The organism is Kluyvera sp. EC_51, from assembly GCF_019584505.1.
Taxonomy (GTDB): domain Bacteria; phylum Pseudomonadota; class Gammaproteobacteria; order Enterobacterales; family Enterobacteriaceae; genus Kluyvera; species Kluyvera sichuanensis.
Genome location: NZ_VDAG01000024.1, coordinates 1 through 12506 on the forward strand (window position 1 = coordinate 1; position 12506 = coordinate 12506).

Consider the following 12506-nt stretch of genomic DNA (forward strand, 5'->3'; position numbering starts at 1 on the left):
GTTACGCACCACCCCGTCAGTAGCTGAACAGGAGGGACAGCTGATAGAAACAGAAGCCACTGGAGCACCTCAAAAACACCATCATACACTAAATCAGTAAGTTGGCAGCATCACCTATTTCTCTTTGTATCTTTATCAGACTGCTTTTAAGGTCTTGTCTTTCTTCTTCCGTAATAACCCCGTCGGCTAAAATATCTGAGACTCTCGCTGACAAACTTTTAATAACACCATTTCTGAACACCTGATTTGCTTCAAGCAACCATGTATCAAGATAAAGAATCTCTTCATCTCGGACAACGCCATCAGCAACAATTCCATCAATGATGCTAATTAAGTTAGCAAAAAGCTTATCTCTATTGTGTGTGTAGTTAAATACGTAAAGCTTGTCTTCCATACAGCCTCCTATTTTTTGTACATCCTTACATTCAACTTCGATTCAATCAAACCACATAAAGTTGTTGACACCTTACCTTTGCACAACTAAATTACAACTTAAAGGTGTTGCTAGTGTGCATGAAGAACTACGGCTGACAACGTTCAATCCCGATAAGCACCCTTGCGAGGATGTTTATCGGGACTGGAAGAGTTACCACTTGGAGACGGTCCTGATAAATGTCCTGGACAGTGGCGGTACCTGCACCGATAACAGCGGCAGACGTTCAACTGTGAAAACGGAGAGATGCCAGCTCCCTCGACGGCAGTGACGGCGGGAAGTAGACCGCTGACGGCTCGGAAAGACGAGCAAGCCCAGACGATATCTGAGTGGCTTTAAAAACAGATGGGGACGGTGAAAGCCCGGAAAAAGGGTTTCATGTACCGAATGAACACATGATGACGCGGGGAAAGAACCGTGACAGGAGGGAAGTAGACCCCGCGAACACAACAGCAAAGCGCATTACACCGGAACCCGTTAGAACCTTATAGTCCTGAGTCGTGGCTACGTAGTATGTCAGTCAAACAGTCAGGCGGGTAGATCGGCGGCAGGTTGGTCAAATGTAGTGCGCTCTGCGTTGTGGTAATTGCGGCTATGCGCACGTGACGAGGCCACCAGCTTATTCAGCTTAAAAATGAATATGTGTCTTGGTTAGTGTACGTCGCCGGGAATGGTCGACCCGGCAGGTGGAGGCACCACCGCCACAACCCTAGTTACCAGGAAGTAAGATAGCTGTAGGCAGTATTGGCGGTACCAGTACCATCCCTTGAAGTTCTCTGGTACCGCCCTTTTTACTCAACTGAAAGCGCGCTCTGTCCATTTCGTTAAGTGTGTCAGTCGTTAAATCAGCCAACCGGAGCGCGCTTCCAGTTGAGTGGAGAAGCTAACAGGCGATTGCAGTCGCCCGTTTCACTAAGTGCCCTATCCTGGGTGCTTACTGAAACGAAACCCAAAACTTTTAATCACCTTCTGGTGAGGGATTCGTGTAACCAAAATTCAGCGCCGTGCAGGGCGCATATAACACGGAGAAACTAACAATGGGCAACTTAGTAGCCATTTCAGAGCAACAACCACGCATGACAAGAGAGCAGCTGATTGACGCTGCCCGTAAAGCCGCCCCTCTCCTTCCACCTGCTTCTCAGTGGCTGATGAACGAGCTGGCGAACCGGTTGAACATCACCAGCGTGGCACTGTGTGAATCGATGGAACAGCGTAAGGCTCTTGCTGAAGACGTCATCAACTGGGCGCGGGAATGTGATCGGGTCACTGAGCGACACACCAAGTCGCAATGCAACCTTCACGTACTGTCAGCACAGCGCGAACTACGTGAATTTGGCTATGTCACTACCGTTTCGATTACTGAAGAGGCTCAGTGATGGCTAACTCATTCAAGATGATGACCCGTGACGGGACCATCAAACGAACTGATACAGGCATGTTTATCAGCCTGGACGATATTCACGTTCGTGAAGGTTTCAACAAACGTGAAGACGACGAACGTACCCGCCAGGCAGATGACGACCTGTTCAACTATCTGATGAACGGTGGTTCAGTACCACCTCTGGAAGTGATTGCCCGCGATGAAGGTGGTGTGTGGGTTGTTGAAGGTCACCGCCGTCGTCGCTGTTATGCGCGTTGCCGGGACGCGGGTAAGCCAGTAGACCGCATTCACATCATGCCGTTCAACGGAAACGACGTGCAGCGCCTTGCGCGCATCATGACCAGTAACAACCAGCTCCCGCTATCTGATATCGAACAGGCCGCGGTGATTCAGGAACTGCATAACGCGTTTAACCAGACCACTAGCGAGATCGCAAAGCTGGTCAATAAGTCAGTCGCTACGGTTGAAAAACTGCTGACTCTGAGCACCGCAAATTATGACGTTCAGCAGGAAGTTAAATCCGGTGCCGTTTCCGTTGATGTTGCTGTAGATCGCGTCAAAGAGTTTGGAGAGAAAGCAGGTGAAGTTCTCCAGCATGACAAGGCTGTTGCGGCTGCCCAGGGAAAAACGAAAGTTACCCGCAGTTCTATAGCTCCCGAACTTAACGTGAAGAGTGCGCGTCGGTTCGTAGAACTGATGTCCATGGCTTCTATCAGTGACGAAGGTGTGTTCACACTGGAAGGTGCAGCTCTTGCAGAAGCCCTAGCAATTGTCGACGAGCACAAAGCTATAGCTGAGGCGCGTGAAACTTATCGCCTGTCTCAGCCCATCCCTACAACAGAAATTCGCGGTAAAAGTCTTTATGTGATGTTAGACGGTAAAGACATTGGGCGGGCCTCACTTTACCGCGGCAAAACCGTCTGGTTGGACATGGGGGACAAAACCATTGTTGCCAGCCAATCAAAAGCCGTTGCGTTCTTCGTCAAACAGTACAAGCAGCAGCAGGAGAATAGCCATGACAGCAACTAACCAACAAATGACCAGCGAGCAGCTGGCTGACCTATCTACCCTATCCGCTCAGCTTCTGTGTAAGGCGGAAGCAAATGATGATCGTGATACCGCTGTTATGGCTTATGCAGTTCAGAGAGCGTGCTCAGAACTGGAGGAATCACGTCGCGAGTTCACAGCAGCAAACGCGACTATTCACAATCTGGAGCTGAAGTTGGAGCAGGTGGTCGCGGAGAATGACAGAGCCGTTAAAGCAGTAACCGTCTTTTCAAACGTTACTCACGACATCACTGAAATCATCTGCGATGAACTGGGGCAAGAGCGTGTAGCTGAAATCGTGGCAGCCTATAACGATCTCGGGAACATGCCGAACACCGACGCGTACCTGGCTGAAGTTCGGGCGCAGGCTGTGGATGAGATTGCAGAATTATATTTCACGCTGGCAGCGCATGAGGCTAACAGAAGCATAGCTGACAGTTGGCGAGAGTCCGCTCGATTTGCAAGAGACCACGCCGCCCAGTTACGCCAAGGAGCCGAGCAATGAGCAATACAGCAAAACTTCAACTCGGCTTCTCCCCGCTGAGCAAAACGATCACCCTTGCAAAAATGCGCGATTTGGACGGCGGCGGACGCTTACGTGTGGGAAATGACCGTGGGCGTGACGTCACCAACGAGGCTGCGCAGTTAGTCTGGCAACTGGTTATGGCCGAGGGCGGTGAGATAGCCTGGGATATGGATGATGGAAGCCGAATGATACTGAGCGCGAAGAAACAGGAGTCAGCCCAATGAGCACAGTCAAAGGCCAGTTAATCAGCAGCCAGAGATTTTTGGATAAAGCAAAAGTCGCAGATAAAGCCTCTCGCTTTAAGCGCTTTATCGTGTCTGTTTACCCCATCGTAATACGCGGTGTTCAGTACACCATCCTGATGGACGGGCACCACAACTATGCGGCAGCAAAATTAGCAGGGGTTGAGCCTGATTACCGGCCGATTACCAAGAAGGTGCTTCGGATCATCGGCGGCATGTCAGAACGTGAACGAGAGGCATTCTTCATCAACAACGTAACCGACAGCAATTACTACTTTGTTGAAACTGGTGAAGTGGTGCATGAGCTTGTGATGCCGGATACGTCCTGCAAATTCCAGGCGCATGCAGGCAATCAGTGGATTTTTGGAGGTGCCCAATGAACGATATCTCCGCACTGTCCCTTATTGCCAAAATCAAAAAACAGACAGAAAGCTATGACACCGTGGTGCTGAGAGAAGATGAAGCTAAGGCGCTGGTAGAGGCGCTGGAAGTGATTTCAAAATCAGAGTGGAATCTAGCTGGTGAACTGACTGTTGCGCAAAAAAAGATCGTAGGGCTGAAGGAACAGTTGGAGTCCCGCACCGTCACCGTGAAGCTGCCAGAGCTACCTGTCCTGGGCTCCAATGCTGAGTGGTACCAAGGGTATGCTGCTGGCACCTCCAGCATGAGAAAGGACTGCGCAACTGCACTCCGTGCCGCTGGCATCCAGGTTATCGAAGGAGAAGGACAATGTGGCGGTGAGCTCTGATGGGTGCCTATTACAACGAAATTGATCCATTCGCTGCGCAGTGGCTGCGAAATTTAATCGCCGGCGGTCACATTGCACCAGGCGAAGTTGATGAACGGAGTATTGAAGATGTCAAACCTGACGACCTCAGAGGTTTTACCCAATGCCACTTTTTCGCCGGAATTGGCATCTGGTCGCATTCCCTGCGCCTTGCCGGATGGCCTGACGATAAACCGGTCTGGACAGGCTCCTGTCCGTGCCAGCCTTTCAGCGCGGCAGGCAAAGGCGATGGGTTTGCTGACGAGCGGCACTTATGGCCAGCCTTCTTCCACCTCATTAGCGAGCGCAGACCTCAGCACGTCTTTGGCGAACAGGTTGCAGCTGGTAACGCAAATGTATGGTTCGACCTTGTACAAGCAGACCTGGAAGGAATGGACTACGCCTTCGGGCTTGTGCCGTTTACGTCAGCGAGCATCGGTGCGCCGCATATCAGAGAGCGGGCCTACTGGGTGGCCCACCCTGGTAGCGAATACGAATCCGCAGCCGGAGACGCGTCGCGGCCTGCAGCACGTATCGGGAGCTGCGAGATTAACGGGATGGCCAACTCCGCAGGTAAGCAATATTACCAACGCAACGACAGTTCAGATGAGCGGGGATGGTCGAGCAACTCCGAACAAAATCGGGTGGGCTGCGGCTTTAGCGGGCTGGGTGACTCCAACAACTCGCGACTGGAAAGACACCTCGGGAATGACGGCGCAGCGGGATGGGAAAGAAAGAATGGATCAGTTACCTCGGCAGGCTTACACAGCAGGCCCCTTGAGGTTAACGGTTTTTGGCGAGATGCGGACTGGCTCTTTTGTCGAGATGGGCAATGGCGTCCAGTTGAATCCGGCACATTCCCGCTGGTTGCAAGGTTTGCCAAAAGCCTGGGACACGGCAAGTCCTCATTACGAGCAATGGCAGGCCGCAACCGCACAGGCCGACTTAAGGGTTACGGTAACGCCATAAACGCGCAAGCGGCCGCTGAATTTATCCGTTCTTACATCGAGATTAACGCATGACAATCAACTTAACAGACCCAGCTAACCACCCGGCAAACGGACCTCTTACGGCTGAGCGCGTCATACGCGTGCGTGACGAGCTGCAGCGCACCATGTTCTACGCTAGCGGCGGTGTAATGGACTATATCGTCGCTGATGCAATTAAAGGACTGGAAGAGCTACTAGAGCGCCGCAAAGCGATAGCAGTGGAGCCAGAATTGAAGCCAGCAAACCTGGTTAATAAGTTCTACGAACGTTACCCGGTAGCATCATTCAAAAGCGATACCGAACGCGCCGCCGCGCTGGGGTATTTCATGGCTGGCGCTGAGCTTCAGTGCTTTGGTGAGTTTGTTAAATACGAGGATTTGTGCGGCGATGAATAACCAGTTAACAGACCATCAAGTACCAGTAACCGATGAAGAACTCGACCAGATGATATGGAAGTTAGAGCGTGACGGCATGACGCCCAAGCTGCTGTCGTTGATGAGAGAGGTGCGGGAAGTGCGGAAGGCGAAGGGGGAGCCGGTAATGTATTGCAGTGCAGAAACAATCGCAGCTGCAAAAGATGGTGAGCACCTATTGCGAACGCTATCGTCACCATCTGGTGAGTGCGTCATTCCGCTGTACATCGCACCGCCAGCGCCGGTAGTGCCTTCATTCGACGAATGGCTGAAAAGTAGCGGTCAAAAACCATTGGGGTGGGTCAAGGAGGCTATGCGTGATTCGTATGATGCCTGCCGCGCTGCCATGACCAATGCCGTGAAACTAGATAGCGTTACTAATAAACCTGAGTAACCGGGTGCAGCCGGTAGAAGTGGAGAGCCAAATATGAGTAATGTTATCCAGTTAGCCCCGAACGAGTGGGTTTGCGAGAGCGTTCTTATCGCTGTTACCGGGCTTAAGCCTGGAACCATCCTTAGAGCCAGAAAAGAATGCTGGATGGTTGGCCGGGAGTATATCCACGTGTCACCTGATGGCAGTCCAAAGCCTTCCAGTGAGTGTATGTACAACCGTAAAGCGGTCGATGCATGGGTCGCTTCGATGAAAAACAAACAGCTAGGGTGATTTGATGTCATGAAAAAGGTAAGCTCACTCTGCTCTTGGGCGTCTGGAGGAATCAATGGATAAAATCACCTATCCAACAGGCGTCGAAAACCACGGTGGCAGTCTGCGCATCTGGTTTAACTATAAAGGTAAGCGTGTCAGGGAAAATCTCGGTGTCCCTGACACCGCTAAGAACAGGAAGATCGCCGGAGAGCTTAGGGTGTCGGTATGCTTTGCCATCCGCACAGGAAGCTTTGATTATGCTGAACGGTTTCCAGATTCACCTAACCTTAAAATTTTTGGGTTGGGCAAGAAAGAAATCACAGTGAAAGAACTCGAAGAGAAGTGGCTGGATCTGAAAAAGATGGAAATCAGCGCGAACGCACACAAACGGTACGAGTCGGTCGTGGCAGTTGTTGTGCCGCTGATCGGGGTTAACCGACTGGTGACGGCAATTGAGAAAGAAGAGTTGCTGTACATCAGAAAAGAGCTTCTGATGGGTTATCAGTGCGCTGTAAAGGGCAGGATCCCCGTTAAGGGCCGGAGCGCTGTCACCGTCAACTACTACATGACTACTATCGCCGGAATGTTCCAGTTCGCCGCCGATAATGGGTACATAAAGGCAAATCCCTTTAATGGAATAAAGCCATTAAAAAGGGCCAGGGTAGAACCAGACCCGCTCAGTCGTGATGAATTCATCCGTCTGATAGATGCATGCCGGCATCAGCAAACGAAAAACATGTGGTCACTGGCGGTGTACACAGGTGTTCGTCACGGGGAACTGGTTTCCCTGGCATGGGAAGATATCGACCTTGAGACAGGTACAATAACAATTCGCCGTAATTATACAAAGCTGGGCGAGTTCACACTACCGAAAACTGACGCCAGTACAGATAGGGTGATACACCTCATTCAGCCAGCCATCGATGTTTTAAGGAATCAGATGGAAATGACCAGGCTCGGGCAACAGCATCACATCAACGTGCAATTGCGTGAGTATGGCCGAACAGCGAAGCACAGGTGTACTTTTGTCTTTAACCCTAAGCTAGTCCGTCGAAGTAAGGATGTGGGGGTTATTTATAAGGTGGATTCGTTTGGTGACTCGTGGGACGCGGGGTTAAAAAAGGCAGGGATCAGGCATCGAAAGGCTTACCAGTCGCGCCACACTTACGCGTGCTGGTCACTGGCCGCCGGGGCCAACCCAAGCTTTATAGCCAGTCAGATGGGGCACGCTAGCGCACAAATGGTTTTCAATGTGTACGGCGCATGGATGGCAGATAATAACGCAGAGCAGATCGCAATGCTGAATCAGAAGCTGGGTGATTTTGCCCCATTGATGCCCCATAGGCCACAAACAAACAGCAGAGGACTATTAAAATCAGTCAGTTAAGCCAACATACCCGACATGTTAACTGCGTGGAGGGCAATACCACGCTCTACGCTCTGCCGAAGGCCGACATTGTCGACCGCTGGCTGGCGCAGACCGATGATAATTTCCGTTTCTGCTTTAAATTCCCGGCCACCATTTCGCACCAGGCCGCCCTGCGTCATTGCGACGATCTGACCCTTGAGTTTTTCCAACGGATGGCGCCACTTGCTGGGCGAATTGGGCAGTACTGGCTTCAGCTTCCGGCCACCTTTGGCCCTCGTGACCTTCCCGCGCTGTGGGCTTTTCTCGACGGGTTACCGAACGTTTTTCACTATGGCGTTGAAGTGCGTCACCCGCAGTTTTTCGATAAGAGCGACAGCGAGCGACTGCTAAACCGTGGCCTGCACGAGCGTGGCGTAAATCGCGTGATCCTCGATAGCCGACCGGTACATGCAGCTAAACCTCACAACGAAGCGGTACGAGAAGCCCAGCGCAAAAAGCCGAAAGTGCCGGTGCATGCGGTGGTGACCGCTGAACAGCCCATGGTGAGATTTATCGGCAGCGATGATATGGCGCAGAATCAGGCCATGTTTGCGCCGTGGCTGAAGAAACTGGCGCAGTGGCAGCACACCACCACGCCTTATCTGTTTTTGCACACCCCGGATATCGCCCAGGCGCCTGAGCTGGTGCATTCTCTGTGGGATGCGCTGCATTCCGTCCTTCCCGAACTGGGTTCCGCCCCGTCGATTCCACAACAATCTTCTCTTTTTTGACATTCATACCTATGATAATGAGTAGCCTCTGCCAACATAAAGGGAGTTTGTATGGTTAGCGCGCTGTACGCCGTACTCGCGGCGTTGTTGCTGATAAAATTTTCCTTCGACGTCGTACGCCTGCGCCGACTTTATCGCGTCGCCTACGGTGACGGCGGCTTTAGCGAGCTGCAAAGCGCCATTCGCATTCATGGCAATGCGGTGGAATATATTCCGATTGGCGTCGCCCTGCTGCTGTTTATGGAAATGAACGGCGCAGAGACCTGGATGGTGCACCTCTGCGGCCTGATGCTGCTCGCTGGGCGGTTGATGCACTACTACGGTTTTCACCATCGGCTGTTCCGCTGGCGACGTTCAGGCATGATCGCCACCTATCTTTCGCTGTTGCTAATGGTGCTGGTGAACCTGTGGTATATGCCGTGGGAGTTGGTTTTCTCGCTGCGTTAGCGCACAATACGCCGTTTTTATTTTTCCGGATTTAACCTAATGTCTGACCGCGATACGCTTTTTTCTGCACCGATTGCCCGCCTCGGCGATTGGACCTTCGATGAACGGGTAGCCGAAGTTTTCCCGGATATGATCCAGCGCTCCGTGCCTGGCTACTCGAATATCATTTCCATGATCGGCATGCTGGCCGAGCGCTTTGTGCAGCCGGGTACCCAGGTTTACGACCTTGGCTGTTCACTGGGTGCCGCCACCCTTTCCATCCGCCGTAACATTGCCCACGACAACTGTCGCATTATCGCCGTTGATAATTCTCCGGCGATGATTGAACGCTGCCGTCGCCATATCGACGCCTACAAAGCGCCGACCCCGGTGGATGTCATTGAGGGCGATATTCGCGATATCGAGATTCATAACGCCTCGATGGTGGTGCTGAACTTTACGGTCCAGTTCCTTGAGCCCGCAGAACGTCAGGCATTACTCAACAAAATTTACCAGGGGCTGAACCCTGGCGGCGCGCTGGTGCTGTCAGAGAAGTTCAGCTTCGAAGATGCGACCGTCGGTGAGCTGCTGTTCAACATGCACCACGACTTTAAGCGCGCCAACGGCTACAGCGAACTGGAAATCAGCCAGAAGCGCAGCATGCTGGAAAACGTGATGTTGACCGACTCGGTTGAAGTCCACAAAGCTCGCCTGAGTCAGGCTGGTTTTGAGCATAGCGAGCTGTGGTTCCAGTGCTTTAACTTTGGCTCTCTGGTGGCACTGAAAGCGGGAACCCCGGCATGATCGAGTTTGGCAATTTTTATCAGCAAATCGCAAAAAGCCCGCTATCTCACTGGCTGGAAACGCTGCCCGCACAGATTGGCGCCTGGCAGCGCGACCAGCACGGTCTGTTTAAGCAGTGGTCCAACGCCGTTGAATTTCTGCCGGAAATTCAGCCGTGGAAGCTCGACCTGCTACACAGCGTTACCGCTGAAAGTGAAACGCCGCTGAGCGAAGGCCAGGTTAAACGCATCGATACCCTGTTGCGTAACCTGATGCCGTGGCGTAAAGGGCCGTTTTCGCTGTACGGCGTGAACATCGATACCGAATGGCGCTCTGACTGGAAATGGGAGCGCGTGTTGCCGCACCTTTCGGACCTGAGCGGGCGTACCATTCTCGACGTGGGCTGCGGTAGCGGCTATCACCTGTGGCGCATGATTGGCGCAGGTGCGCACATGGCGGTTGGTATCGACCCAACCCATCTGTTCCTGTGCCAGTTTGAGGCGGTGCGTAAACTGCTGGGCAACGATCAGCGCGCACACCTGCTGCCGCTGGGCATTGAGCAGCTTCCGGCGCTGAAGGCGTTTGATACCGTTTTCTCTATGGGCGTGCTTTACCACCGCCGTTCGCCGCTTGAGCATATCTGGCAGCTGAAAGATCAGTTGGTCAACGACGGTGAGCTAGTGCTGGAAACGCTGGTCGTTGAAGGCGATGAGAACACGGTGCTGGTACCGGGCGACCGCTATGCGCAGATGCGTAACGTCTACTTTATTCCGTCGGCGCTGGCGCTGAAAAACTGGATGGAGAAGTGCGGTTTCGTTGACGTGCGTATCGCCGATATGAGCGTGACTTCCACCGAGGAACAGCGTCGCACCGAGTGGATGATCACCGAGTCGCTGGCCGACTTCCTCGATCCAAACGATCCGAGCAAAACGGTTGAAGGTTATCCGGCACCGCTGCGCGCGGTGTTGATTGCGCGTAAACCGTAACGGTTGTGCCCTTCCCGGCGGCGCTACGCTTGGCCGGGCTACAGGTTCGTACCCAACGCGGTGAAATATGACGGCGATTCGCCTAAATATTTCGCTCTGCAACAAGGCGGTGACGCAGCGAGTCCCCAGGAGCGTACATCAGTACGTGACTGGGGCGAGCGAGGAAAGCCAACGCAGTGGCAGGGTGAAATATAACGGCGAAAAAAAGGCCCCTGTTTAATGGGCAGGGGCCTGGTACAAGCAAGCATCATATTGGGCGAATATGACACGCGGTAAAAAACTTTTAGCTACACGTGGCGCTCAATGATTTCTCTCATTGCCGCTACCGCCGCGCCATCGACGGTATAGCGAGAATACTCATCAGCTTCAGGATCCGTTGACATTGATAGTCCGGAGTTGCGGTAACGCATTTCGGAGGGCACCCATTGCCCGGCTGAACTGTGCACTTCTTTGACACCGGCTTCGAGGAAGAGAGAAAGGTTGCTCGCTCTTACACCTGCACCTGCCATAATGGTTGGAGTATCACTCCTACCAATAAGTTCCCGAATTAATAAAATACCTTTTTCCGCCGACGACTGCTGGCCGGAGGTGAGAACCCTGGCAACCCCTAATTCCGCAAGCTGTTCAATAGCCTGCTGAGGATTCGCGCACATATCAAAAGCGCGATGGAAGGTCACCGCCAGCGGGCCTGCCGCCACCATAATCTGACGCATGCGGGGGATATCTACCTGCCCTTCAGGATTCAGCACGCCAATCACAAAGCCGGGATAACCCAGCGAACGAATCTGACGCACATCTTCCAGCATGGTGGCAAACTCGCCGTCGGTATAACAGAAATCACCGCCTCGAGGCCGGATAATCGGGTGGACGGGAATCGTCACCCGATGACGCGTGGCTTTCAGCACACCGTATGACGGAGTCAGCCCGCCCTCGAGCGGCGCCGCACACAGTTCAATACGATCCGCCCCATTCTGCTGCGCGATAACCGCGCATTCCGTGCTGTAACAGCAGATTTCCAGCAATGCCATATTTCTCTCCGTTTGATTCAGCGAAAGATCATGCCACCGTTCCCGCCTGCAGACCCGGCGTTAGTTCACATAGTTACACTGGCTGGTTACATTGCCTGCTCACTGGCAACAATTTCTTCAATCGTCCACGGGTGAAATTTCACCGTCACCTTGCCGTCGGTGACCGCCATCGTCGGGTTCGGTAGACGCTCGCGTTCGCCTTTTGGTGAACTGGTTTTGACCGAAATACCCGGCTGGCTCAGCCCATCATCAGACAGCAGCGCCAGCGCGCGGGCGTTCAGCCCTTCCGGCTCGCCCGGCAGAACGATTTCGATATGTTCCCAGCCTTCATGCGGGTAGCGTTTCTCACCCGGCCACGGCAGTTCAACCACCGTAAACTGCCAGTGGGCCACGCAAACCGGCTCCTCAAGTTTAAACAGGCAAATCGGTCGACCGTTGATGATATTTTCCGACAGCAGCGTACCGCACTGCTCGAAGCCGCGACGCCAGCGTTCGGCGGTGGTGTTCTGGTGGCAGCGCAACGAGATATGGTCGGCGTTGAGCGGCGCGATATCGAGCCCCAGCCGTTGGGAAAGCGCCGCCAGTGCGTCGGTGAAGCGCGGAAGATCCGCTGCGATATCCTGCAGTTCCGCGATAGTCTGCCAGTTTGCCATTTCAGCCCTACTCTTATTCCATGAAAAGGCTAATCTACCCTGTTGTGG

General features: G+C 53.1%; 19 protein-coding genes. 15 read left to right on the top strand and 4 right to left on the bottom strand.

Features of this window, described 5'->3' with window-relative positions:
• Together FHC49_RS24640 and FHC49_RS06090 are read right to left on the bottom strand one after the other, a co-directional pair.
• Positions 1 to 60: IS1 family transposase (locus tag FHC49_RS24640; protein WP_001623223.1), on the bottom strand; the 60-nt coding region annotated here is incomplete at its 3' end.
• 28 nt (positions 61 to 88) lie between these two features.
• A complete protein-coding gene (locus FHC49_RS06090; protein WP_255581184.1) occupies positions 89 to 394 on the bottom strand; it encodes a hypothetical protein in 306 nt (101 codons plus the stop codon).
• A 1115-nt stretch (positions 395 to 1509) separates the two neighbouring features.
• On the opposite strand from FHC49_RS06090, the gene FHC49_RS06095 reads away from it, so the two are divergent.
• From FHC49_RS06095 to cmoB, 15 genes are read left to right on the top strand one after another with little or no spacing between them, the layout of a single operon-like run.
• Entirely contained in the window at positions 1510 to 1809 is a 300-nt protein-coding gene (locus tag FHC49_RS06095) for a hypothetical protein (protein WP_255581185.1), read from the top strand.
• The gene (locus FHC49_RS06100) at positions 1809 to 2843 is read left to right on the top strand and encodes a chromosome partitioning protein ParB (RefSeq protein ID WP_220439243.1); all 1035 of its coding nucleotides are present in this window, start codon (positions 1809 to 1811) and stop codon (positions 2841 to 2843) included. The genes FHC49_RS06095 and FHC49_RS06100 overlap by 1 nt, the downstream gene beginning before the upstream one ends.
• Complete coding sequence (locus tag FHC49_RS06105) at positions 2830 to 3366, top strand: hypothetical protein (protein WP_220439245.1); 537 nt, start codon at positions 2830 to 2832, stop codon at positions 3364 to 3366. Before FHC49_RS06100 ends, FHC49_RS06105 begins: the two co-directional genes overlap by 14 nt.
• Positions 3363 to 3611 (top strand): hypothetical protein, encoded by a 249-nt coding sequence (locus FHC49_RS06110; RefSeq protein ID WP_220439246.1) that lies wholly within the window; start codon positions 3363 to 3365, stop codon positions 3609 to 3611. The genes FHC49_RS06105 and FHC49_RS06110 overlap by 4 nt, the downstream gene beginning before the upstream one ends.
• Positions 3608 to 4009: a ParB/RepB/Spo0J family partition protein gene (locus tag FHC49_RS06115; RefSeq protein ID WP_220439248.1), complete on the top strand. Its 402-nt coding sequence runs from the start codon at positions 3608 to 3610 to the stop codon at positions 4007 to 4009. Before FHC49_RS06110 ends, FHC49_RS06115 begins: the two co-directional genes overlap by 4 nt.
• Positions 4006 to 4377: a hypothetical protein gene (locus FHC49_RS24325; protein WP_255581186.1), complete on the top strand. Its 372-nt coding sequence runs from the start codon at positions 4006 to 4008 to the stop codon at positions 4375 to 4377. The genes FHC49_RS06115 and FHC49_RS24325 overlap by 4 nt, the downstream gene beginning before the upstream one ends.
• On the top strand, positions 4377 to 5417 hold the full coding sequence (locus FHC49_RS06125) for a DNA cytosine methyltransferase (RefSeq protein WP_220439250.1): 1041 nt from the start codon (positions 4377 to 4379) through the stop codon (positions 5415 to 5417). Before FHC49_RS24325 ends, FHC49_RS06125 begins: the two co-directional genes overlap by 1 nt.
• The gene (locus FHC49_RS06130; RefSeq protein WP_220439432.1) at positions 5414 to 5779 is read left to right on the top strand and encodes a hypothetical protein; all 366 of its coding nucleotides are present in this window, start codon (positions 5414 to 5416) and stop codon (positions 5777 to 5779) included. The genes FHC49_RS06125 and FHC49_RS06130 overlap by 4 nt, the downstream gene beginning before the upstream one ends.
• Positions 5772 to 6191, top strand: coding sequence for a hypothetical protein (locus tag FHC49_RS06135; RefSeq protein WP_220439252.1), 420 nt, complete (start codon positions 5772 to 5774; stop codon positions 6189 to 6191). Before FHC49_RS06130 ends, FHC49_RS06135 begins: the two co-directional genes overlap by 8 nt.
• 33 nt (positions 6192 to 6224) lie before the next feature.
• Positions 6225 to 6461 carry an excisionase family protein gene (locus FHC49_RS06140; protein WP_220439254.1) on the top strand — a complete coding sequence of 79 codons (237 nt, stop codon included), beginning with the start codon at positions 6225 to 6227 and terminating at the stop codon, positions 6459 to 6461.
• 55 nt (positions 6462 to 6516) lie between these two features.
• Positions 6517 to 7830: a site-specific integrase gene (locus FHC49_RS06145; protein WP_220439256.1), complete on the top strand. Its 1314-nt coding sequence runs from the start codon at positions 6517 to 6519 to the stop codon at positions 7828 to 7830.
• Positions 7812 to 8582: a DUF72 domain-containing protein gene (locus FHC49_RS06150; protein ID WP_220439421.1), complete on the top strand. Its 771-nt coding sequence runs from the start codon at positions 7812 to 7814 to the stop codon at positions 8580 to 8582. Before FHC49_RS06145 ends, FHC49_RS06150 begins: the two co-directional genes overlap by 19 nt.
• Positions 8583 to 8633: 51 nt before the next feature.
• Positions 8634 to 9029, top strand: a complete 396-nt coding sequence (locus FHC49_RS06155) for an MAPEG family protein (protein ID WP_185667569.1) — start codon at positions 8634 to 8636, stop codon at positions 9027 to 9029.
• Positions 9030 to 9068: 39 nt separating this feature from the next.
• Entirely contained in the window at positions 9069 to 9812 is a 744-nt protein-coding gene (gene cmoA, locus FHC49_RS06160; RefSeq protein WP_185667568.1) for a carboxy-S-adenosyl-L-methionine synthase CmoA, read from the top strand.
• On the top strand, positions 9809 to 10777 hold the full coding sequence (cmoB, locus tag FHC49_RS06165) for a tRNA 5-methoxyuridine(34)/uridine 5-oxyacetic acid(34) synthase CmoB (RefSeq protein ID WP_220439258.1): 969 nt from the start codon (positions 9809 to 9811) through the stop codon (positions 10775 to 10777). Before cmoA ends, cmoB begins: the two co-directional genes overlap by 4 nt.
• A 287-nt stretch (positions 10778 to 11064) precedes the next feature.
• On the opposite strand, the gene cutC is transcribed toward cmoB, so the two are convergent.
• Both cutC and FHC49_RS06175 read right to left on the bottom strand, forming a co-directional pair.
• Complete coding sequence (gene cutC / locus FHC49_RS06170; protein ID WP_220439260.1) at positions 11065 to 11805, bottom strand: copper homeostasis protein CutC; 741 nt, start codon at positions 11803 to 11805, stop codon at positions 11065 to 11067.
• 86 nt (positions 11806 to 11891) lie between these two features.
• A complete protein-coding gene (locus tag FHC49_RS06175; RefSeq protein ID WP_220439261.1) occupies positions 11892 to 12458 on the bottom strand; it encodes a VOC family protein in 567 nt (188 codons plus the stop codon).
• Positions 12459 to 12506: the final 48 nt, after the last annotated feature.